This window comes from Shewanella sp. WE21 (assembly GCF_002966515.1).
In the GTDB taxonomy this organism is placed as follows: Bacteria; Pseudomonadota; Gammaproteobacteria; order Enterobacterales; family Shewanellaceae; genus Shewanella; species Shewanella oncorhynchi.
Map to the genome: position 1 here is coordinate 3443839 of NZ_CP023019.1, position 23919 is coordinate 3467757.

At 42.4% G+C, this 23919-nt stretch carries 19 protein-coding genes; 5 read left to right on the forward strand and 14 right to left on the reverse strand.

Translation table 11 applies throughout. From position 1 onward, the window contains the following. The first annotated feature begins 24 nt into the window (after positions 1–24). Positions 25–270, forward strand: coding sequence for a YdcH family protein (locus CKQ84_RS15190; RefSeq protein WP_105251903.1), 246 nt, complete (start codon positions 25–27; stop codon positions 268–270). On the opposite strand, the gene CKQ84_RS15195 is transcribed toward CKQ84_RS15190, so the two are convergent. Together CKQ84_RS15195 and CKQ84_RS15200 are read right to left on the reverse strand one after the other, a co-directional pair. Further along, on the reverse strand, positions 255–3335 hold the full coding sequence (locus CKQ84_RS15195; RefSeq protein ID WP_105251904.1) for an efflux RND transporter permease subunit: 3081 nt from the start codon (positions 3333–3335) through the stop codon (positions 255–257). The genes CKQ84_RS15190 and CKQ84_RS15195 overlap by 16 nt on opposite strands. 2 nt (positions 3336–3337) lie before the next feature. Continuing rightward, positions 3338–4444, reverse strand: a complete 1107-nt coding sequence (locus tag CKQ84_RS15200) for an efflux RND transporter periplasmic adaptor subunit (RefSeq protein ID WP_105251905.1) — start codon at positions 4442–4444, stop codon at positions 3338–3340. 139 nt (positions 4445–4583) lie between these two features. On the opposite strand from CKQ84_RS15200, the gene CKQ84_RS15205 reads away from it, so the two are divergent. Together CKQ84_RS15205 and CKQ84_RS15210 are read left to right on the forward strand one after the other, a co-directional pair. Beyond that, positions 4584–5213 (forward strand): TetR/AcrR family transcriptional regulator, encoded by a 630-nt coding sequence (locus tag CKQ84_RS15205; RefSeq protein WP_105251906.1) that lies wholly within the window; start codon positions 4584–4586, stop codon positions 5211–5213. Between the two features lie 120 nt (positions 5214–5333). Continuing rightward, positions 5334–6278 (forward strand): DUF6268 family outer membrane beta-barrel protein, encoded by a 945-nt coding sequence (locus CKQ84_RS15210; protein ID WP_105251907.1) that lies wholly within the window; start codon positions 5334–5336, stop codon positions 6276–6278. 12 nt (positions 6279–6290) lie between these two features. On the opposite strand, the gene CKQ84_RS15215 is transcribed toward CKQ84_RS15210, so the two are convergent. From CKQ84_RS15215 to CKQ84_RS15225, 3 genes are all read right to left on the reverse strand, one after another. After that, positions 6291–6851, reverse strand: a complete 561-nt coding sequence (locus tag CKQ84_RS15215; protein WP_105251908.1) for a chalcone isomerase family protein — start codon at positions 6849–6851, stop codon at positions 6291–6293. Positions 6852–7150: 299 nt separating this feature from the next. Continuing rightward, entirely contained in the window at positions 7151–7630 is a 480-nt protein-coding gene (locus CKQ84_RS15220; RefSeq protein ID WP_105251909.1) for a DUF2947 domain-containing protein, read from the reverse strand. Positions 7631–7748: 118 nt separating this feature from the next. After that, complete coding sequence (locus CKQ84_RS15225) at positions 7749–10208, reverse strand: 6-hydroxymethylpterin diphosphokinase MptE-like protein (protein WP_105251910.1); 2460 nt, start codon at positions 10206–10208, stop codon at positions 7749–7751. 406 nt (positions 10209–10614) lie between these two features. Here CKQ84_RS15225 and pseB point away from each other — a divergent pair, with 406 nt between their 5' ends. Together pseB and pseC are read left to right on the forward strand one after the other, a co-directional pair. Continuing rightward, the gene (gene pseB / locus CKQ84_RS15230; protein WP_105251911.1) at positions 10615–11616 is read left to right on the forward strand and encodes a UDP-N-acetylglucosamine 4,6-dehydratase (inverting); all 1002 of its coding nucleotides are present in this window, start codon (positions 10615–10617) and stop codon (positions 11614–11616) included. Next, positions 11613–12758 (forward strand): UDP-4-amino-4,6-dideoxy-N-acetyl-beta-L-altrosamine transaminase, encoded by a 1146-nt coding sequence (pseC, locus tag CKQ84_RS15235; RefSeq protein ID WP_105251912.1) that lies wholly within the window; start codon positions 11613–11615, stop codon positions 12756–12758. The genes pseB and pseC overlap by 4 nt, the downstream gene beginning before the upstream one ends. 6 nt (positions 12759–12764) lie before the next feature. Here pseC and CKQ84_RS15240 read toward each other — a convergent pair whose 3' ends face one another. Genes CKQ84_RS15240 through CKQ84_RS15280 form a run of 9 tightly spaced genes read right to left on the reverse strand, consistent with a single transcriptional unit; the run spans position 12765 to position 23897 of the window. Beyond that, complete coding sequence (locus CKQ84_RS15240) at positions 12765–13355, reverse strand: bifunctional 2-polyprenyl-6-hydroxyphenol methylase/3-demethylubiquinol 3-O-methyltransferase UbiG (RefSeq protein ID WP_105251913.1); 591 nt, start codon at positions 13353–13355, stop codon at positions 12765–12767. Beyond that, a complete protein-coding gene (locus tag CKQ84_RS15245) occupies positions 13352–14467 on the reverse strand; it encodes an acetyl-CoA carboxylase biotin carboxylase subunit family protein (RefSeq protein ID WP_105251914.1) in 1116 nt (371 codons plus the stop codon). The genes CKQ84_RS15240 and CKQ84_RS15245 overlap by 4 nt, the downstream gene beginning before the upstream one ends. After that, a complete protein-coding gene (locus tag CKQ84_RS15250) occupies positions 14454–16184 on the reverse strand; it encodes an NTP transferase domain-containing protein (RefSeq protein WP_105251915.1) in 1731 nt (576 codons plus the stop codon). Before CKQ84_RS15250 ends, CKQ84_RS15245 begins: the two co-directional genes overlap by 14 nt. Continuing rightward, positions 16181–18115 (reverse strand): glycoside hydrolase, encoded by a 1935-nt coding sequence (locus CKQ84_RS15255; RefSeq protein ID WP_105251916.1) that lies wholly within the window; start codon positions 18113–18115, stop codon positions 16181–16183. Before CKQ84_RS15255 ends, CKQ84_RS15250 begins: the two co-directional genes overlap by 4 nt. A 9-nt stretch (positions 18116–18124) precedes the next feature. Further along, positions 18125–19351, reverse strand: coding sequence for an ATP-grasp domain-containing protein (locus CKQ84_RS15260; protein ID WP_105251917.1), 1227 nt, complete (start codon positions 19349–19351; stop codon positions 18125–18127). Next, positions 19341–20534, reverse strand: coding sequence for a bifunctional 2-polyprenyl-6-hydroxyphenol methylase/3-demethylubiquinol 3-O-methyltransferase UbiG (locus tag CKQ84_RS15265; protein ID WP_105251918.1), 1194 nt, complete (start codon positions 20532–20534; stop codon positions 19341–19343). The genes CKQ84_RS15260 and CKQ84_RS15265 overlap by 11 nt, the downstream gene beginning before the upstream one ends. An 18-nt stretch (positions 20535–20552) precedes the next feature. Beyond that, the gene (locus CKQ84_RS15270) at positions 20553–21287 is read right to left on the reverse strand and encodes an SDR family NAD(P)-dependent oxidoreductase (protein ID WP_105251919.1); all 735 of its coding nucleotides are present in this window, start codon (positions 21285–21287) and stop codon (positions 20553–20555) included. Then, positions 21280–23025, reverse strand: a complete 1746-nt coding sequence (locus tag CKQ84_RS15275) for a thiamine pyrophosphate-binding protein (protein ID WP_105251920.1) — start codon at positions 23023–23025, stop codon at positions 21280–21282. The genes CKQ84_RS15270 and CKQ84_RS15275 overlap by 8 nt, the downstream gene beginning before the upstream one ends. Beyond that, positions 23025–23897 (reverse strand): N-acetylneuraminate synthase family protein, encoded by an 873-nt coding sequence (locus CKQ84_RS15280; RefSeq protein WP_105251921.1) that lies wholly within the window; start codon positions 23895–23897, stop codon positions 23025–23027. The genes CKQ84_RS15275 and CKQ84_RS15280 overlap by 1 nt, the downstream gene beginning before the upstream one ends. Between the last annotated feature and the right edge of the window lie 22 nt (positions 23898–23919).

Here is a 23919-nt window from a genome sequence, read left to right on the forward strand (position 1 = left end):
AACCACATTATAGGAGAAGTGTATATGCTAGGTGAGAATCATGCGTTGGTTTATGAGTTTCCTGATTTTGTCGATCAAATTAAGCATTTAAAAGTCAATAATACTGCCTTCGCGACCATGGCTAGTCGTTACCATGAGCTCGATAATAAAATTAGGGCGCTGGAGTTAACAAAAGTGCCCACCGCCGATGAGCACTTTTTAGCGTTAAAATTAGAGCGATTAAACCTTAAAGATAAACTGTACCAATATCTAGTTCATGATGCGATTTGAGCTTGAATCGCGGATGGGTTGTTCGCCGTACGGGTTTTCATCAGCAGCAAATACATGGTTGGAACCCATACCAGAGAAAGTAAAGTCGTCAGCAGGGTGCCGCCCGCGATAGCAATGGCAAAGGGAGGCCAAAACCCGCCGCCAGCAATGATGAGCGGAATAAAACCGCCCACGGTGGTAATAGTTGTTGAGCTGATATGACGGCCACAGCTGCTGACGGTAGAGACTATGGTTTCCATATCGCCGAGCCGAGCGCTCGGCATATCTTCTAGTTCGGCCAAGATCACAATCGCAGCGTTAATGGCAAGTCCCATTAATCCAAGTAGTCCTATGATGACCGGGAATCCAAAGGGATAACCAAATACAAACACGGCTAATAGGCCAAGTCCTGCCGATTGTATCGCGCTCAATAGAATAATCGCCGTGAGCCTAAAGGAGTTGAACGACAACACCACAGTGGCTAATAACAAGGTGACGACCAACATCATATTGGACAGTAAATTACCGACCGCTTCGTTACGCTTGGCGCTTTCACCACCGATTTCAATGCGATAACCCGATGGCAACGGTAATTGAGCCACTTTATCTTTAACATCATTAAGTACTTGGGCAGGTAATACCCCACTGACGATGTAGGCTTCTATGGTATTAACCCTTTGGCCGTTACGCCTTGGAATGGCGCCGCGGCTCACTTGTACTTCATTGTGGGCGAGGGCTGATAATGCAACAGACTCACCCGAAGGTGTCATTAATTGAATTTCAGAAAGGCGGCTCACCTGCTCGCGACTGTCATCAGCAAGGCGAACTCGTACGGGTAAGGATTCTGTTTGCTCAAGCACGCTGCCACCGATAACGCCTGTGGTTGACATTTGGATCTGTTTGGCAATGTCCGTCAGGCTTAACCCACTCATTAGACTGGCATCTTCATTTACCTGTAGCCACAGCTTAGGTGCACCGGCACTTAAGGTTGCACGTGTGTGAAGTACGTCCGGCGTTTGCGCGAGAATATTACGAACGTCGTCGCCCAATGATCGCAAAGTATCTAGATTCGGGCCGAAGATCATTAACTCCACTGGCGCATTAAAGGGCGGGCCTTGCTCGAGTTTTCGAACTAGTACTTGCGCTTCGGGAAAAGCGCTATCAAATTGCTGTTGTAATTCGGGGATTAACTCATTGGCACGCTCAAAGTCAGTCACTTTTACCATGGCCTGTGCATAGTTAGTCGCCCCTTGTTGGCGCTGCGTCAGGTTGTAATAAAATGAGGGCGTATTACCGCCCACCACCCAATCGACTTGAGTGATCCCTGTGACTGCGTGGAGTTTTTTATCCATCAACTGCACTTGGTTCAAGGTGTTTTCTAAACTCACATGGGGCGCAAGATAGATTTCAATTTGGAACATGTCCCTGTCCGATGGCGGAAAGAACTGCTCCGTCATCTTACCCGAGGCTAAAAAACCTAATACTGGCGTAATGCCGATAAGCAGCGCGCTGACGATGGGGCGTTTAAGGGCAATTCTCAGGCTCGCTTGAAAATATTGGCTCACTAGCGGGAGGTTGATCCCGTGTTGGTACCAGACATCCTGTTTACCTTCATAACTAAAACGTCCCGCGAGCCCTGCAATTAACGTATGGGAAATCACGTAAGAGCCCAGCAGCGCAAACATCACTGACATGGCAATACCACCGACAAATTCCCCCGCAGCACCGGGCATGAGTACTATGGGCGCAAAAGCCAAAATAGTGGTGATAGTCGATCCCGCTAAGGGCAGCCAAAGGTGGTGTAAGGTTTCGCTCACTGCGGCTAAACGGCTCATTCCTTGCTGACGCCTTTGTGATATGGCATCGACAATCACTATCGAATTGTCCACCATGATCCCAAGGGCGACGACGAGTCCTGTCACCGACATTTGATGTATCGGCAGGCCGATATATTTCATGCAGGCCAAGGTAAACAGCGCTGTGAGCGGCAATGAAATCGCCACTATGATGGCGTTTCTTAAGCCTAGGGTGAGGAGTAATACCAGCAAGATGATGACAAATCCTTGCAGCAGGTTAACCACTAGCCCGCCAAGTCGTTCGCTGGTGTAACTGTTTTGCTCGAATAGCCATCGGATCTGGATATTAGCGGGAACTTCGCGATTGAGTTCGTCAACGACGTTATTGACTTGTGCTTGCCAAAGATCAACACGGGTATTATCGATCATTCGCACTGCAACCATTACGCCTTGTTCACCATCGACTAACGCTATGCTATCCGATGGGGTTTGAGCTTGGCGGGTCACAGTAGCTATGTCGCCGAGGCGAATAATTTGCCCTTGGCTATCAATTTTAAGCGGCACTTGGCGAATACGGGTTAAAGAATCAAGCTCGCCGGAGACTTCAACTAAGGCACGAAATTCACTGTTGTTGATTTCACCGGCAGCAATTTTACTGTCGGCGCCACTGAGAATATGGGCGATTGAAGCAGGAGAGAGCTGTAACTGGCTCATCTTGTTACCATCAAGCTGCACTAGCATTTCTTCGGTCGGTGCGCCGTAAAGTTTGACAAAATCCGTGCCCGATAACAGCCTGAGTCGACTCTGTAATTCTTTTGCGTAGCGGTTTAGCATGTCGACTTGTACGGGCGTATTACTATTCCACACTAAACTTAAGATGGCGGTGTAGGCATAACCAATTTGATCATCGAGTGTGGGAGATTGTATGCCCTCAGGTAAATTAATTTTCGCATCGGCCAATAAATCCCGCGCTCGAGACCATACGGGAGCCGTTTCTTTAACTGTATCTTTCAATTCTAACTGTATAACTGAAATCCCTGGTCGAGAGGTTGATTGGATCAACTTAATTTCTTCCAAACGCCTGAGCTGGTTTTCAATGACTTCAGTCACTAAGGCTTCGACCCGCTCTGCTGAGGCGCCAGGATAAGGGGTGATCACAGAGGCGAAACGGTTAGTTATGTGGGGATCTTCAGTACGCGGTAGGCTCGATATCGCACCAAAGCCTGCGACAAGTAATAGCGCAATAACGAGGCTGACTAAGCGGCCGTTTTCAACAAAGGCTTTAATCATAATTACCTCGTGGCTGCAGCAATGGGAGATACAGTTTGGCCTACGACCAGCTTATGCAGCCCTTGGCTGACATAGATTTCATTAGGCTGAATCGCGCCTTGAATGTAGGCCATGTCTTGGGTGGTGTAGAGGATTTCCACATCGCGGCGCTCTATGATGGATTGCTGTTCATAGTTTGCGATGACATAGAGATTCCATAATCCGCGAATACCATCCGTCAGTGCGGAAATGGGTACCCAATAGCCCGGTTGCGGGATTTGCTGTTGTTGATGCAGATACGCAATTTCGCCATTGATTACATGGGCATCATTGGGCAGGCTTATTCTCAGTTGTAGGGTACGACTGATGGGATTGACTTCAGCGCTAATACCGGCAATTTCAGCAGTAAAGGTTTGATCTCGTACACTAACTTGCACTTGCTCTTTGGTGTGAAATCGTTCTGCTAGCGCAACAGGAACACCAATATAAGCTTCAGGATTGATGTTACCCACTAAGGTGAAGATAGGACTGCCCGCGGCAATCACTTCGCCAAGATTATGTAGCCTTTGACTTATGGTACCTTCGAAGGGGGCCACTAAAATGGATTTGTCGAGCTTAAGTTGGTTGGCATGCTGCGAGGCAAGTAAACGGTTTTTCGCTGCGGCTAAGCTATTTAATTGAGAGCGGTTTTCATCTAATAGCTGCTCAGAGACATAGCCCGATTTTTTCAATTCTTGATTACGTTTTAGAGTGCTGGTGGCCAGATCAACATCGGCTTGGGTTTGTGCCAGACTTGCTTGGATCTCTTGACGCTCGGCTTCGAGTAGCCGGGTATCGAGAACGGCAAGTATTTGTCCTTGCTTAACTTTACTCCCAGAATCGACCTGTAAATTGTTCAACTTCCCCGCTAGTTCAAAGCCGACGCCTGTGGTATTACCTGCACGGATGGTGCCAGTGAAGGTCTGAAAGTGTTCATAACTAGGGGTCTGGATCAACGTTTGGCTTGTGACTGTGGGTAGCGTGGCTGTCGTAGCGTGTTCGGTGACTTCCTTTTGACAGGCGGATAATGTGGCTAAAGCAAACACGCAGACGCTAAGAGTGCGCCAAGAAAGTCGGGCAGTTCGATCCATTTTAAAGGCTTCCGCTGTAAGTTAAACGTTAATACTATGTAACTAGACTTGCTAGTCTAGTTGCGCGAAACTAGACTGTCTAGTCTATTTTGTGCTTAACTAATGCCAATTAATTATGTCTATCCATTTGAGAGTTGATATGACGCATTCCTCTGAGACGCAATTACCTTTGAGCCGTAGTGAACAAAAACGTCAGCAAGTCCTTGTGGCAGCTATTGATTTGTTTTGTCGTCAAGGTTTCCCTCATACCAGTATGGATGAGGTTGCAAAGCTTGCGGGCGTGTCGAAACAAACCGTATATTCCCATTACGGTAGCAAAGATGAATTATTTGTTGCGGCAATTGAATCTAAGTGTGTTGGCCATAATCTTAATGATGATTTGTTAAGTGATCCCACTAAACCGGAATCGGCATTAACCCAATTTGCCTTGCAATTTGGGGAGATGATTGTCAGTCCTGAAGCTATTACTGTATTCAAAGCCTGTGTGGCGCAATCCGAAAGTCATCCTGAAGTGTCGCGATTGTTCTTTGATGCAGGCCCTAAACACATAGTGGGCTTATTGGCGGATTATTTAGTCGCTGTAGAAGCGTTAGGGCAATATCGATTTGGTAATGCTCACCATAGTGCAGTGCGTTTATGTTTAATGTTGTTTGGTGAGTTAAAACTTAAATTAGAATTGGGATTAGTGGCCGATGAACTTTTTGACGACAGGAATCATTATATATTGGGTTGTGCTGACATGTTCTTGAGGGCGCATCGGGTAGAGTGAAGGCTTGTTTGTTTTAGAGGTATTAGTTTGTATTTTCATTTTGAAAGTGTGAACCTTTTTATTCAATAGCGCGTATTATGCACAAAAATTTATTCATTATTTTAAATGCAAGGAGCTAGCGTGGCTAATCGAGAACTCGCACCATTAAGCGTAAAACAGCGGTTGCTGAAAGGCAGTTTGTTATTGTTACCGTTAATGAGCTGTGCCGCTATTGCAGCGGATAAACCTTCGCAGGAATACAAACCTTTTAGATTAAGTGTCACACAGATCAGCACCCAAAGCGCCGAGGTAGCTAATGGCAATACTGAGCTACAAAGGGACAGCTTATTACTGAATGCTGGGATGAATGTATCACTGGATAAGCAATGGTCGCTAGGCTTTCGTGTGGGCTATGACCGACTTGATTATGACTGGCGTAACATCACGCTTACTGGCGCAAACAATGTCGCACCGCTGTTTGGCACCGACGGACAGTATTGGGATCATATTAATCGTTACCGTGCCGGAGTGTCGTTAAATTATCGCATGGATAAACATTGGGCCTTCTTTTTAGCGCCGCAGATCCAATATGCCTACGCCGATACTGCATCGGCTAGCCAAGCTCAGAGTTACGGTATTGTGGCATCGGCCATGTATGCATTTGATTCGGGAAACATGATTGGCTTTGGCGTCGCGTATCTTAATGATATCGATGAAGTTCGCACAGTGCCTTATCTTGCCATGCGTTGGCAGATAGATGAACATTGGACACTAGCTAATCCATTCCAAGCTGGTTTTAGTGGTCCAGCAGGACTAGAGCTTAGTTATCAATTCAATCCTGATTGGAATATTGGTTTGGGTAGTTCACGTCGTACTGAGCGATTCCTTATTGAGGATGATGATATTGCTGTAGAAACGAACGAATGGGTGAGTTATCTGCGTGGCGGTTGGCGAGCAACGCCTGCTTTAACCGTAAATCTCTATGCTGGTTATTACTTTGATGGTGAGTTAGAAGTGACAAATCAAGCCGCGCTTGAAATGGATAACCAAGGCGCAGCGGCCTTGGATATCGAATTCAAATTCTAACGTTAATGTCAGTTATTTGCCCAGCATGGCCTCTTTGAGGCTTTTCTGGGCTGGCTTATCACCTAGCCAAATTTTTAACAGTGCTTGACGGAACATTTCACCTTCGATGGTGGCTTGTTCCTGACCATTTTTATAGGCCGTCACGCCGCGGGCTTTATTGGCGACTAAGGTAAATTGGTCACCTTCTTTAATTTCTTCCTTAAACAGTGCCATAAAGGTATCTATCTGCGGTTGAATATCGGCGGTGTTTTCTGCCGTCGCTTGCTCAAAACCTTCAGTGATCGCATCGCGCATTTTTTCTGAGGTGATCATGCCTGAGGTAATGTTAAGGCGTATCGCTGCAACTGGTGCATCAATAACCGCTGCAGTGCTACTTAATGCTGCTGGCAAATACAAACTGCCTACATATAAATCCATAAAGAACTTACTGCGAACGCCCGCGCCATTGAGCTGTAATGTTTGGCTATCTAATGTCACTGTCTCGGCGACTTGCACTCCTGAGACTTCTTTGGCCATTAATGTGTGGGGTAATAACAGCGCGCTTGCTAGGGTAAGAGTGGAGAGTAACTTCATAATACACCTCATTTTTCTATTTTAATTATTGGGTTTTAAGCAGATTTTTATGAGTATTTACAGCAAAAAGTTGACCCCAACTTCTCAAATACTCGGCACCGAAAACGGATGTTAATCTAAAGAAGAGGGGAGTGATAGGCTAATTGTGCTTACGCATCATTCGAAAATGGCTATTATGGCATACTCATCATTAAATATGAGCATGCCAACAAGATGACTCCTCGCGCTAAACTATTGCGTAAAAGTGTTGGCGTAAAGCAATCAATGGGAAATTATCAGCGTTAAGCAACCTGTATAAATTATCCGCGAGTGCCTAGCTTGTACTGACCACTCTGTTCGAACATCACCGCTTGTTTCTGTTTTGGCGAGATCAAAATGGGACCGTCGTCAAAGAAAAGAAAACACTTCCAATTGCGGACGAACACATCCCAACGAGTTTCAATAATCTGATATTTTTCATAGCAAAAATACACCGGCGTCTCATCGGGCCATTGTATAAACTCAGCTAACATGGTGGGTAAACTGCTATCTTCACTATCCCAAGCGCTCTGCCAATGATCTGTTTCCACCCAAGCATCAGCTTTCACCGCCCAGTCTCCCTTAGTAAATTGCTCCGCACGACTACTCTTGTTGCTGATCCATTGGTTCCAGATTTCCATCGCACTTTTATCTGTTAACGGCAGGATGTGCGCCTTGTCCTCGTCGGTGACAGGCAAGTCTTTGTGGTTGAAAATCCACTTACGGCGGTAAGTTTCTAAAGGTATATAGGTATGAGCCAAACAAAATCTCCTAGGATATGCAGATGAGCAATGCTGAAACGAGGCTAATTATACGGTCTAGCGAAGTAATAGTGAAATCACCGAACACGAATATGCGAGTTCGGTGATCTTGAGCTTGTTATTGCGAGACGTTCATTAGTCTTGCGAGTTCAGATAAGTAATCACGTGCCACTTGATTATCGGGATCGGCATTAATTGCATTAGAAAATGCAGTATGTGAAGCTTCTATTTGATTGATTTCAAACATGAATAACCCAAGTTTTATCCATGTTTGTGTATCTGATGGATACTTCTCTAGGTAATCTAGGTAGACATTAACTGAGTCTTGAATCTTGCCTTGGAGTTTTAAAATATGTGCATACTGAGGCATGTACTCATCACTATAAGCCAAAATTTTGACTAGAGTTGCTGTTGCAAGCTCAAGGTTACTTAGTTTGAGCGCCAGTAAAATAATATGCTTTAACTCCATCTCAGTACAAAGTTCTTCAGGCAGAGCAAGTAAAGCATCTAATGCCTGCTGCGGCTGCTGTTCAAGGCTGAGTTGGAATGATAAGGCGAGGTGGTACAGCCTTTTAGCTTCATTGTCAGATTCAATTAAGGGGAATAAGTTTTGGACTGTAAGTGATAATCCATAACTATTTTCATTCGAGTTTAGTCCTATGATTTTTTTATAGACGCGTTCCATTCCAGAGGCTTTATTTAGCGTATCGATATAAGCTTTTCGTACTTGAGTGATATCTTCTTCAAATTTATCTTTTAATTGTGAAAAAATAAAATTTTCATGCGAGTCAGATAATGCAACTTTATGGTTTTTGCACCATAAGAAAACTCTACCAGGTTGATGATTTTCTAGCCAGACAGGGGCGAGTGGAGCTAATGAGCTAGAATCAATTTCTAATATTCTAAAAACTATTTTTTTGTAAGATTTTATTACTAGTTTAAGAATGTTATGGCAGGTCGTATTAAATGCATCATAGTAATTTATAGTCATTTTATTAATGTGTGATTGAGTCCAATTTTCTGTTTCTCTTGTAGTTAGAAACTTTGAAAACTCAAGATATCCATAGGCTTTAATTAATCTTGTTAGCTCTGGGTACTTTGAGTTTATACTTTTTTCAATCTTATTGACTTCATCAAGTATGACATCAGAGTTCAATGAGTTTAAATTGAGTTTTTTAGATAGTGCTAACGCTTTCTTTGTTAGCTTTAGTAGCTTGGTGAGATCGTCTTTAGCTTTTTTACATTCATCTAATGTTTGTTCTAAGTCAATTTTTTTATTTTTGGTGTCGCACTTTTCTAGGCAAGAAATTATTTTACTACCAAGTTCATCAAGAATAATATTTTTAGTAGAAATATGAGAAATGCCTTCGATTTTTGCAGCATTTTTTGACAAATTTATAAAGTCAACATTAGGATATTTTTTAGCCTCAGATGCTAGTGACTCCATCGCATGGACAAGCTGTATTGGAGTTTCAGCTTGGTAGCCTGCATAGGTTTCGACCCATTTATTATTATGTCCTAAATTAGGGCCTAGATTAGCTTCAACTGTTCCGTTTGCATGAGTGTATCCAGATCTTGAGTAACAATAATCAACACCACTTAATAGTATTTTTTTGAACCCCATCTCAACAGCTAGGCGAATCGAACTATTAGTAACTGTCGGCCCGACAGTAATGATGTTGTCGTGATCCTTTTTGCCACTCCATGGATATCGTTGACCTAGATATATACTTTGTCCTTGCCATTGTGAAAGTACTTTTGGACTAACGTGGTAAGAGTTTACTAGAAGTGTGTTTTCACTTAATGCAAAAATTTCTCGACTAACATCAAAGCTAAACTCTTGTGGATCAACGCAAGTGATAATATCAACTGAAATAGAGTGTTTAGCTAGCTTACCTGCAATACGCGACACTGCAATAATGAAAAGATTGTCACTGTTCTTTATTATCCAATCAATATGCTCATCAAGTGAGGGGCCGCCAGCAACAACCAAGCAAGTCTTCCCTTCAAATTTGTTTCTAAGAAGCTTTGCAGGTGTGTGATTGTCTGGGATATTCTCTAGTTGAGTCTGAAAGAATATTTTTTGGGTGAATAAAATCCTATGATTAAAATATTCATCTTGGACTTTGTTTTCTATTCTGCTAAATAGTGAGTTATAGGATTCTAGGTGTTGGGATGTGACACCAAGAGAAGCATAAATCTCATACTCTCCTTTAGCGAGATATATTTTTATATCCTCTTGTTCTAACTGCTCTAGAAAATCAGTTTCATTTACTATCTTAAAGTTTTTTTGCTTAGTTGACGGGATATCTATAATTAATAATGGTAGCACTTCATCCAATTCGATAAATATAAATTTAGACCCTAAAGCGATTTCCTGTTCTAATGCATAACTTGCTAGCAGTCCTGAGTCCATTCCAATAATAATATTAAGCTTATCTTTAATCGAAAATGCCTTTTTAAACTTATTGTTATAAATTGTTTTTGAGTCAAGATTTTCAAAAGTATGGCGATTTATGCTAGGTAAATAGTATTCATTAAATCGACTTATTGCGAAACTATTCAATATTTTGTTCATTAGTTATACATTCCTATTGGTCGGCAAGTAAGTCAATACGAGCTCTTATCTTATATGCCAAGGCAAAAAATTGCTCAGGTAGAAAACAGCAATAAATGCGCCATGTTATTTTTTTGACAGTTTATATTGACATTTAGCCCTCAGGTGTTGATTGACTAGTTAGAAAGGGCTGACTTGATGCAATAAAGTCGAAATTAGCCTATAAAATCATGTAAATTTTACGAGTAACTACCTATACTAATAGAGCTTTATAGGTGAGTAAACTACGTTCTAGTAATGATTTTATGCCATGTTGGCTTGTTTTTTGCTTTGATTTAATTGCTTTAGCAGTAAATCGTCAATTGTATAGGTTGCTACGGTTACATTATCAAGATGGAAAGCTAAATTGAGCCACTGGGGAGGCCCTATGTTTGATAACAAAACAATTTTAATTACAGGTGGCACTGGGTCATTTGGGCAGAAATACACAAAAACAATTTTAGAAAGGTATAAGCCCAAACGGTTGATCATTTTTTCCAGAGATGAATTGAAGCAGTTTGAAATGCAGCAGATATTTAATGCTCCCTGTATGCGTTATTTCATTGGAGATGTGCGTGATGCCGACCGCTTAATGCAAGCATTGCAAGATGTCGATTATGTTATCCATGCAGCAGCATTAAAACAGGTACCTGCTGCAGAGTATAATCCTATGGAATGTATCAAGACAAACATTTATGGTGCAGAGAATGTTATTAAGGCAGCTATTGCCAATAAAGTAAAAAAGGTGATCGCCTTATCGACAGATAAAGCTGCGAGTCCAATTAATCTTTATGGTGCGACAAAGTTGGCTTCTGATAAGTTATTTGTTGCAGCCAATAACATCGTAGGTCCTGGGAAAACACGCTTTGCTGCCGTCAGATATGGAAATGTCGTAGGTTCTCGTGGTTCCGTCGTTCCTTATTTTAAGCAGTTGATTGCTAATGGTGCTTCATCTCTTCCTATTACCCATCCCGATATGACACGCTTTTGGATTACACTCCAAGATGGTGTTGATTTTGTTCTTAAAAATTTCTCTAGAATGCAAGGTGGAGAAATTTTTGTACCTAAGATCCCTTCAATACGAATTTCCGATTTAGCGGATGCTTATGGTAATGGATTACCACATGAGATCGTAGGTATTCGTCCTGGTGAAAAAATGCATGAAGTTATGTGTCCAGGTGATGATTCTCATCATACGATAGAATTCTATGATCATTTTGTTATCACACCATCAATTAAATTTTTTGGTCGTGAAAGTGATTTTACAGTTAATGCTTTAAATGAAGTTGGCACTTTAGTTAATTCTGGCTTCGAATATAACTCTGGTAGTAATGTTCATTTTTTAACAGTCGAAGAAATATTAAAACTAGATGAGGAGTCATGTTCATGATTCCATATGGAAGGCATGATATTGTTGCCGATGATATTGCTGCCGTTGTTGAAGTATTACAATCCGATTTTTTAACTCAAGGTCCTAAAGTTCCTGAGTTTGAAAAGGCCATTTGTGATTACACGGGAGCCGCATTCTCTGTTGTCGTTAATAGTGCAACTTCTGCTTTACATATTGCTTGTCTTGCCTTGGGTGTTGGTCCTGGAGATCTAGTATGGACATCACCGATTACCTTTGTAGCATCGGCAAATTGCGCTTTGTATTGCGGTGCTGAAATTGACTTCGTCGATGTTGACTCAGAAACAGGTAACATGTGTCCTGTAGCCCTTGCCAATAAATTACGTAATGCTGAGCGTTTGCCTAAAGTTATTATTCCTGTTCATTTAGCAGGCCATAGCTGCGATATGCAAGCAATTGGCGATTTAGCTAAGCAGTATGCTGTGAGTGTTTTAGAGGATGCTTCCCATGCTATAGGAGGAAGCTATCAAGACCAGAAGATAGGCGCATGTCAGTATTCCGATATTTGTGTATTTAGTTTTCATCCGGTAAAAATAATCACGAGTGCAGAGGGAGGAGTTGTGACTACTCAACAATCTGACTTAGCTAAACGTATGGTTCAACTTCGTAGCCATGGGATTGTTAGAGATCATACTGTTATGCTTAGGCCGGATGAAGGTGACTGGTATTATGAACAGCATGAGTTGGGGTTTAACTATCGCATGACCGAGTTACAGGCAGCGCTCGGCGTGTCGCAAATGAAGCGACTCGATGCCTTTGTGTTAAAAAGAAATGAATTAACAGCCCTGTATCGTAAACAACTCATAGGCCTACCTTTTAGTTGGGTAGAGCCTTTACCTAATACTCAAAGTGCTAGACATCTACAAATTATCCGCCTACATGATACCTCTGCAAGAAAGCAGATATTCAATGATATGCGAGCTGCAGGTATACAAGTACATGTGCACTATTTTCCTGTACACCTTCAGCCATTTTATCTTCAAAAAGGTTTCCAACGAGGAGATTTTCCATCTGCGGAGCACTTTTATGAGCAGATTTTGAGCTTGCCCTTATATCCTGGACTAGAACTCGATGAACTGAACTTAGTGATAACCCAACTCAAGCTTCAGTTATCAAAGCAATGATAGTTTTTATTTACGTGCAGTTAACCAGTAATAAGACTCGATTCTGCCATCAGTAAAGTTTTCATCAGTGACTTTCCCGATGGATTGAATGGTTAATCCTGCACGCTCAATTAACTGACGTATCTCATTATCATCGTAATAGCTCTTCACTGTATCAACAGTTTTTCTGCACTCTTCTTTTGCATTGAAAGAAATGATTAGACTTGCACCTGGCTTAAGAACATGGCTAATTGCTTGTAGAGTAAATTCAGGTTGCTTCAAATAATGCATCAGCCCCCAACAAAGAATCATATCAAAGTGTTGGGCCGAGAAGGGGGTTAACACATCCGGTACCGAACCACATAAAAGTTGTTGTTGCGGTAATTGATAGCGAGATTTAACTATTTCAAGTGCTGCCGCACTTTGATCGGCGCCATATACTTGCCGAAATCCCAGCTCCAACAATGCTCTGATGTTACGTCCTTCGCCACATCCAAGATCTAAAAGTCGTGCATCTGGTTTTAGGTCCAGTCTAGAAACCTGTCTTATGACATTAATATCCGGCCAAACCAAAGGTTTTTTTGCTCTGACTTCCCGATAATGTGTTTCCCAGCTCATTCTTTAGCTCCTGTATTAAATGAGAATGCTCTTCCTGTTGTGTTTGATAAAAATGCATTTAATTGCCATTGATACGTGAATGAGAGTATCAAGCAGCCGTCGATCTCTGCACATTCTTGGTATCCCGAATCTGGTAATTTGATGTTGTATTGTTCAAGTTTTTGCTTAAATAGCAGTAGCATGGGAACTGTTTGTTTTATCGACTCTGGGGATTTTCCGAGAGCGAGATGAATGTTGTTTTCAAATACATCATAGCCATTGCTCATCATTGGAATGAAGATGTCATTGACTTTGTCGCCACCAATTTCCGCATGAACTTCATAGATTTTACATTGTTCGTCAATCGGATTAAATTTCATTGCCGTTTGAAAAAAACCATGTTGAATTGCCAAAGCATTTCTCATACATGAAAACTGGCTTTGTGCCACTTCGTTTAAGTTTTGTGAGACGGTATACCAACCTATGCCGTCAAAGCTAGGCGGTCCGTTTGATATTTCGCCTATGGTACATAGGTGCAATATCTGACTGTTATAAACGAAGTCTATTGAGACAATGTCCTGACCAAGCAAGTACTCTTCAATATTTACCGAGCCATCTAAGGATACTGATACCGCATTTGAGTAAGCTTGCTCTAAGTCTATGCTTGAATTACATAAACTCATTGCTGCGTGAGATTTTACAGTATTGGCAGGTTTTACAAAGACAGGGTAATCGATAGGATTATGAATATCGAATATTCTTGGTGCAGCAATATCATGTAGTCTGAGCGCGTGTAATAATTTTTGTTTGTGGGTGAAAATTTCACTATTGTCTATATCTAGTCCAGGGAGTTTAAAATATTTAGCAATCATTGCGCAGCTAACCACTGGCTTGCCTGTTGATCTCGTTAGCACTGCGATTAATTTGATATTTTCTGCAATAATGGCGTCAATGATCGGTGTCGCGTCATAGGTACTGACATTGATAAACAGATCCGAAATCATCTTTCCTGGCGCTTGAGCATTGGCATCACAAGATACGACTTTCCAGCCCATTTCTTTAATTTTTAGGATCAGAGGAACTTGATTCTGCCCAGCTCCAACGCTGAGAATATATCCATCACAGCTTGACATGAGCATCCTCGATTAAACGGCTAACTAACTGACACAACTTGTTTCCCCCCTCTATTTCAAGGGAGTGCTGGTCAGCATTATTTAGACATCGCTCTCGAAACATTTGGCTTTCCGATGTAAATAGCGCTTGAATACCTTGGGTTATGGTTTCTCGTGAGCGACTAATGAGACAACATTCTGCTTTCTCTAGCGCATCAAGTTCTTGTGGCTCGCAGAGTGAGTCGGTTGGGAGTAGCAGTGTGAGTGATCCAGATGCAATCGCCTCAAACAGAGAAATGCCATAGCAGCAAATAACAATTTCTGACTTTGACATTAGCTCGGGTAAGTTTTCAGGGTTAATGACATGAGCCCATCTTTCTTGGTTAGGTAGTTTCGGGTTGTCTGCATAGGGCCCCTGTACCCAAGTTATTTTATAAGTGGTTGGGACCTGTGTTTCTATTATTGCCGGTAACCAAGAGCCATATTGCAATGCATCGCTGCCGCCAGTGGTGATCAGGACCCGCTTTTCCTTGGGCACTATTTTCTGCGGTGTGAACAGGTAATGCGACCAGCCGTATGTTGTTTTATCTGAAGCTGACTGACAAAAAAATGCAGGTACAAATATGGCATCCACTAAGAAATTGATATCAGCATCGGTTTTGTCGATGGCTAGCAGTTTAGTGTTTGCTGATTTTGCCTTGGTAAGGGCTGAATTTAAAAGAACCTTGTCTATGTAATGTGGATGAATGTCTACTATCCAGAGTGCGGTGCTATTTTCCAGCATTTGGGAAAGCGCCGATTGTTCGTTTTTGTACCATATTGCAGTACTTTGCAGCCAAGGTAAGTCGGTGCGTTTGTCACCAACTATATGTAGAGTGACTCCTAACGATAAATGTTCTTGCAGTAAGTTAGCGATAAAAGCACTTCTTTTGAGATGTCCCATACCGATATCTTTCCCTGCATGACAGAGTATATGTGCCTTTTTATAGTGCGTATCTGGACGTTTTTGTTGTACGTGATTATTCAGAGCTCGAAGTTCAGGATCCGCCAGAAGCTGCGACTGAACCCATTTCAAGTTCACAATAGAATCGCTAGTATTCTCTTGGAACCAACGCTGGTATATTTTCTCCATGAAAAGGTAGTCGGCATGGGTATCGACTGAGATCCTATGTTTTATCGCTGAAAAATCATCACTGTCGGTGATGTTGAGTTTTTCTAATACGGGTATCAGTTTATCAGCATAACCAACATGTTCACGAGACATGTCACTTTGACTCGCCACTAACAGTTTCTTCCAGCCCGTGAAGCTGTAAAATGCCATACCTTCGTGAATACTCATTATTCCCTCAGTAAGAACAATACTGTCTTTGATTGGATGGTGTTTTAATTCTTTGATCGCATGATCGATAAAATCTGGATCGACTAGGGGGCAATCGCCGCAGATGTAGACAATATATTGAGGTTGAAATGTATTTATGACTGCATCTAAGCGCCCCATGAGATCATTGACATCACCTTCGAAAGTAAAACAGTTTACATTTTGATCTTGCGACCAATTCACCAGTGGGCGGTTGTAATCATCTGCCGTGGTAGCAAGTATGATGTCATCGATTTCCTTGCAGCGGGTTAACCTACACCATAGCCGCTCAATCATAGGCTTACCGGCTAGGTGCAACAGATGCTTTCCTGGTAGACGGCTAGAATTTAATCGAGCACCAACTATGGCAATGGTCTTCATTTGTGGGTCTCACATTGGAGTGAACATGGACTTATACTGTATTCAAAACTTGGCAAGTAACCATCTTCCTTAAGCGTTTCATCGGCTTCAATGAGTGAAAACCATAACCTATTAAGGTAGTTGTCATTAATTTTTTGGCTAGAAATCATAGGTAATGCTGCACAGTGTGCGGGATCCCATTTAAGTTTTACGCCAGAAGGCCCTGAACCGAAACGCACTTCTCCAGCCGTAGCGCCAAGTGCACTGGTAGCAGAGACAATTGATGATACTGGATTACCATGATTAAAATCATTTTTGGCCTGAAAGGTTTCCAAGGTATCGCTACCTAAGTGAGTTTGGTACCAGTTTCTTTGGCTGCAATCGAGTAATGTGACATACCCAAGCCGCAGTGATGCTTCAGGCCGAGTATGGTTATCAAAAGTGAAACCACAGGTTAGGTTTTCGCCACTTAATCTATACCATTTGCTTAATCCACCTGAGCGTAATGATTGATGACTGAGTATAAGTAAGTCATTGGCAGTATTTAAAATCTGATACTCAACTTTATTGAGGTCCGTAACTCTGTCTCTATGTCTGAATCTTTCCATTAATAAGTGGTTACTAAAAAAATCAACGCCATAGCTGATGTGGTCAAAGTAGCCATGTGAGAGTGTGCCTAAAATGGGTGTGAATCCCTGTGATATAAAACTCAACTTTTCTATGCACAATCCTCTGTTTGCGTTGAGTATTAGATGGATTTCTGGTGTTTGTATGCTGAGTTTTCGTCTTGCTTCGTCAAATTCAATTTGGACATTATCTGGGATGATATTTGTCTGCTGTGTATTTTGGCTGATTAAAGTCGATGGTTTAAATATTGGCTTTTGAACTGCCAACGCCTCAAATCGTTTTTGGGTTAAATGAGTTCGCAGATCGCTGGCCCATCGTCGGCACAACTGCCGCCATTGATGATCGGTTGCTGTGTCTTTATTCAGTTTTTGGAAGTCAGCAAAACATTCACTGTTGAGTTGTAAGTCATTGCGCCCACTTAATGCCCAACGATTAATGTTATATTTTGCTTGTTTCTTTACTGAGACGGGATGTTCGGCATTCGTCAGTGTTAACGCTGGAGATGGACGCCATAATGTCATTACGTCACATGGAGGGCTCCATAAAAATCTTGCATCGCTATTTAATGTTTTAAATAGTAGGTCAATTCGTTGCCACTCTTTATCTGCTTGAACTGCTTCTGTGTTGTAACGTCCTGGGCGGTAATCGAACACTTCCGCATCACTGCCATAGAGAGGAAAAGCAAGGCATCCAGGTTGTATAACTTTATTGAGGTATTGCAGATAGTCTTCGAGTAATAATTCCCCATGTACATAGCGCTGAAACTTTTGGAAGGCGATTGCATGGTTCCAGATAACCTTAATTTCGTTACCTAATGCGGTAACTAGGGACTGGGGACGTTTCAATAAATCAGTATGCCAATTAGGATTATGCGAATAGGGGTTATCCCATTCCACAACAACAGCATCAAAGCCAACTTCAAGGTAAATATCCAGTAGCCCTGCAGAAACAGCTTGTTCATTAAGATAAGCGATTGTTGGTTTGTAACCTAGAATACGGTTGTAGGATACTTGCCCAAGTCGAAGATTATGACGATTAACATCGGCAGGTACTAGTGGGCCTATGATCTGGCTGTCGCCACTCGCAATAAGTTCACAACGATTTTCATTCAGTAACGTTTTGAAGCACTTAATCCAATCGGGGTCTACAGATTGAATTGCTTCAAGCGTGTATGCTGTCATCTCCAATCCGAGCGGAATCCCATTTTCGATCAGTTGCAGCAAAGGCCAATAGCATCGCTGTACTACTTCAAGATGTGATTCTTTCTCTATGGATGAGAATGCCAGATTCATATGAAAAATAGCGTAAATTTTTACTGGCGTCATGCCGATATCCTATTCATACGTCACTTTGACAAGTGATAGTGCAGCTTGAGCTAGCTCAATGGCCTCATGCTTGCTGGTTGCTGTGGTAATGACAAAACCGCTTCGTTGAGTATGATTTGACAGCGGAGCTATGATGGAACCCGGAGTAATGAATATTTTGAGTAACTGAACTCCAGGTGCTTTAGAAGCAACATCATGATTGAAAATAGATTTGACTTTACCTTCAGGAAGATCCAAATAACGTATGGCTACCGCCTGTTGTTTAGAGGGTGTGACTTCTTCAACCGATAGACTTTGTCCAAGAGCGAGTTTGATGGCTTTTTCGACAAAGTTTACCCCACACGCTAGTGGAATTTGAGTGGTTGAAAAATAGCCACCTGAGAGGCGACCAGCTATCTCGATCACCTTAGGACCAGTATCGGTAAATACCATGTCGCCTTTTGCGACTCCGGAACAGATCCCCAAGGCTAACGCTGCTTGCTCGACACATGAAATGACTGCAGAGCGAACACTTTCATTTGATGCTGTTGGAGCATCGCCACCATTTTCTATGATGAATGGCTTAGTGCGTTCAAGCCACTCATAGTTACGGTCGGCAAAGCCTAAGGTATAACATTGGCTATTGTCGACTAGGGTTTCGGTACTAAATTGAGGACCTTCGAGATATTCTTCAAGCATCACACGGCCAGTTGGTGATTCATGATGGGCGAGTGTCCATGCTGCATCAAGTTGTGATGTCTGCTCAATGAGTTGCACTCCTCGAGCGCCTCGACTGTCTACGGGTTTGATCACCAAAGGGAAGCCAATCTCATTGGCGCATACATGAAGTGTGGCTTTATTTACCACTGCGCAAAAACGAGGAATAGGGATGCCCATTTTTTGTAGTTGTTGTTTCATCGCGAGCTTGTCCGAGACCCAGAATGCGGACTCGAGTGATAATCCCGCTAGTCCTAGAGCATTACAGACGGTTGCTACGCTTAACGGTACATCGGCACACATAGCTATAACGCCATCCACTCGAACACCAGAAGTTATCAGTGCCAGAGTCTTAGTCAGTATGGCATTTCCATCATAGGTGCTTGCAATAATGGCCCAATCTGCCATAGCTAAACCTGGTGCAGCCGGATTACCGTCGGCAATAATGAGCTTAAGACCCATAGTTTTGGCAATTTTTATGCCTTCACAGGCTTCAATGCCTGCCCCTATGATAAGCAGGTGTTTATCTTTATTTGGCATTAGCGTGCTCTTTATTGTCAATGCTATGCAGCTTTAAGGTTTCGACACCTTTATCCCTAAGCCACGACAAGGCATTAAAAATTTCCTTTTCTGATGCATAGGAGGAAATCAAAACAGTGTCCCCTTCCTGCCAATTGATATTTACAGGGTCTTGGCAGATCCACTTACCTTGTTTGATCCCCCATTTTAGGGATGAAGTATCTGTCAGACCGTCGATTTGACAATGTTGGAGTAGGTTAGTATTGGCTACCAGTTGACAGGTGTGGATCCCTGCGCCCCAAAGAAATATGCGTTTGCATTGCTGCAATTTGTCCAGCACTTTGTCTAAGCAGCCTTGCCAATAGTTGACTTCTTTTTGACGGTAGTTAATGAGCCGTTGACGATTAACTTCAACATCTGCATGGAAATCAACATAGTGATGTTGCTCTTTTGTACTGGCGAGTACTCCAATGATAGGTGACAAGTTACTATTAAAATGCTCCACAACGGAGATTGGTGAGTATCCAGCTAGCCGTAGGCTCTGTATTAGGTTTTCTTTAGTGTAATAATTGATGTGTTCAAAGGAAAAAAATCCTGGGCACAGGCTCGTGTGATTAGCCATTAGAGGTACTTCAACGTAGATAAATTTTTCGCCCTCAGAGTCCTGAATTTTACGGCATTTCTTCAATGTGTTCTGTGGATGGTAAAGGTGCTCGAGTACATGGGTAAGGATAATCAGCTCGAAAGATTCTTCTGTTTCAAAACTTTCAGCACTACCATGAATACAGTCAATATTGTAAAGTCGATTTGCAAGTGAAACAGAGGCAGTCCCAGGTTCTACGCCCAAAACTCGCGTTACACCAGCATCTCTAAATTGCGACAAAGTGTAGCCGTCTGAGCTGCCAATTTGCATTGCTGATTTTGGCAATTCACCGATGCCTCGTTTTATAAAGCGGATCTGTTCATCAACATCTCTGATTTTCGACTCACTTGGGCGTTCTTTACGACCTGGATTGGTGTATACCGCTATTGAACTATAAAAGGTCATCATTTCGTCAAAAGAAACCGATGGACTCTGGCTAACCGATCCGCAATCTGGACAAATAGAAAAACCGATTTTTGTTGTTCCAAGGCCTGGTAATACCCAATCTGAGCTGAAAATGTTTTCTGTATCAGCGCCGCATAAAAAACAGTTTCTGATCATCGTCTATCCTAATATCAACTAGCTAAAATACATGCCGCCATTAGCATTGAGCGTTTGCCCGCAAAGATAACTGCTGTCATCGGAAGCAAGAAATAATGCGATAGCGTTTATATCGCTAGTATGGCCCAGTCGTTTAGCCGGAATTGCTGCCACTTTTTGTTTACCCAGTTCAGATGCTAACTCATTACGTGTCATTTCTGTTTCAACTAGGCCGATTGATATAGCATTACAATTTATGCCGTCGGCGGAATATATTTTAGCAATAGACTTAGTTAAGTTGAGTAAACCGGCTTTTGCCGCAGCATAATGAACTTGGTTAAATCCTCCCCATTGTCCGCCAATAGAACTAATGTTGATGATCTTTCCCCATGTATTTGCTTGCATTGCTGGAATACAGGCTTGAGTTAGCAGAAATGGTCCACGTAAATTAGTATTGAGCATCGCTTCAAAATCGTTAGCTGTGATTTCTAAGTAAGGCTTTTCCTGCGCAATAGCCCCATTATTTATAAGAATATCAATAGTACGCGAAAAATGATGTTCAATTGCGTTAACACAGGTACTTATACTGTCAGGAATAGACTGATCTAGATAAAATGCATACACATTTGGACCTAGCTCCTCTGCTAACTTAGTTGCTGCATTTGCATTATGGCAATATGTCATTGCGACTAAATAATCATTGGCGGCAAAACTACGCGCTAATTCAGCACCGATACCACGACTCCCACCTGTTATGAGCACGAGCTTAGTCATGGTTCTGGCCCCTTGGCTTGCCTTGAGCATCAAAATATGGCCACATCTTATCTGTGGCTTGTCCACCAAGTAGCATAGGTAAAATATCGTGTTGAGGATTTATCTCTACATGGAGTAAAACCGCCCCTTTGGCTTCGATAAATGCGGTGAGCGCTTGTTCTAGTTCAGCTTCTTCGGAGCAATGGATAGCTTGAATACCGTAACCTTGGGCTATGAGGGCAAAATTGGGCGAATGTTTATTGCCGCATGCAGTATCGGTTTCCCAATTCATCAGTTGAAACTGGGAAACAAGTCCTAATCTATGGTTATCGACAACAAGAATTTTAATATTAAGTCCTAATTCACTGATGACGTCTAACTCTTGGATATTCATCTGAAACGAACCATCCCCAGCAATGCAGAGAATTGTAGACTCAGGAGCGTGAATAGCTGCACCGATAGCGGTAGGGAGATCATACCCCATAGTGCCATGTCCTGCAGAAGTCAAAAGTTTGCGCTGCGGTAGTGCAAATCTGAAGTGTCTAGCAACCCAGTGTTGGTGTGCACCTACTCCAGTTGTGACTAAAGTACTTTCGGGTAACTTGTCACTGAGTTTTTTGAGTAGTTTATCTGGTGCAATACCTGGATATTCTGGATATGGCCAACTAAATTGGTCACGCCATTGCGTGATAGTGTTATTCCATTCAGAAAGTTCTGGAACTGATAATTTGTGTTGATTCTTTAATAAAGTATCGAAAAACTCAGTAAGTCCAGAATGAACTGCTGCATGGTGTGCAATGCGGCTGTGGGCTAATTCACCTTCATCAATATCAACTCTGAAAATTTTTGCATTTGCTGCAAAATCCGCTTTAAGCGTACCCGTTTGGCGGACATCCAATCGAGATCCTAAAACCAGTAATAAATCGGATTCTGCAATGGCTTTACCTGCAATTTGGCTACCGGTATGACCATGAAAGCCTAAACAGCCATTATCATCAGTGGGTAGAACTCCGATACCCAAAAGACTATGACTGACAGCAGCTGGCCAATGGATTCTCAGTTTATGCAATGCTTCTACTAATGCAGGAGTCGTCATGCCATTACCGCAAATAATGACTGGCCTTTGCGAAGTATTTATTGCTTCAATTAGGGTATCAACAAATACATCAAGTTCTGCTGTATTGGTTTTCGCTAATGCAGCTGTAATCAGCTTGATTGGCTCTGTAACTGCGGTGAGTTGCACATCCATTGGTAAATCAATGGAAACGGGGCCTTTTCTGCCTTCTAAAGCGAGAGCCCATGCCTGTGGAAGGATTTCGTATAATTCCACAATATTTTGGGGTTGAAACTGTGCTTTAGTGATCGGCTTCATTAGGGCTGGGGTATCGACCTCTTGGAATCCTGATTGACGAACAGACTTGCTTCCGGTGAGATCTCCCGTACCGACTTGTCCGGTGAACACCAGCATAGGTATGCCATCAAAATAGGCATCAGCGACAGGGGTTAGCACATTCGTTACGCCTGGCCCCGATGTCACTGCAACAATACCGGGTAACTGCGTTAATTTCCCCTGAGCTAAAGCTGCGTAACCTGCTCCTTGTTCATTACGAGATGTATAAACGGCAACACCAAATCGTTTGCATGCATCGAGGAGGGGAGCGATTGTTCCTCCTGGATAGTTATGGAGTGCATAAATACCCTGATGTGCCAAAAATTCGATAACAGCATCTGCTGCCACTGTGATGGGGGACAAACTCATTATTCTGATACTCCAAATTTCTCTCTTTGATGCCGCAATGGACGTAATCCATCAAGGGGATCCGCTCGCCATTCTCTATCTGAGGCTTCACTAGCAACAAATTGTTTTTCTGGGATGCCATCAATCACATTGGCTAATTTTATACCTTGGATTACGGGTGCTATCTGTTGTGGCAGCCAACAATGTCCTGAAGCATATTCATCGCCTTTTTCATCTAAATCTAAATGAAACTCTATGACATCGGCTCGCCATTTGTGTACAGCTCGGTTAAGTACCGCACTAGAGACAGTATGATCAGACCAGCCAACGTTAACTTGATAGCGGTTTCTAAAGCTTTCTAATACCGCAAGATTACATTCATTCTCAGGAGTTGGGTATGCCGATACACAATGAAGCAAGGTGATGTCTTTCGCGCCATTTTCTTTTAGCGTGAGTACCGCTTGATCTATCTCTTCTAAAGTAGCCATGCCAGTTGAAAGAACAACAGGTAATCCCGTTTTTGCACAGGCTACTAGTAGATCCGTCCATAACAATTCGTAGGAGGCAATCTTATAAAAATCGACATATGGAGCCAGTTCTGCCACTGCATCTAAGTAGAATGGTGTACAAGAAAACTGAATGCCATATTTATCACAACTTTGTTTTAATTCAGGCAAAAAACTGACTGGGAGCTCCCAATCTTTGCGCTTTCGATGCGTTTCACTTTTAGCCAGAATCTCGGGAGCGAAAAGTTGCTCTATTTGGAAAAGCTGAAACTTTACGGCATCGCAACCAATGTCTGCAGCAGTTTTAATAAACTCAATGCAACGCTGTAAGTCTCTATGATGGTTGCTGGAGACTTCAGCGATAAAAATAGGTGAATGTGTAGTCATAGTTACTCGCAAATGGCTCGGT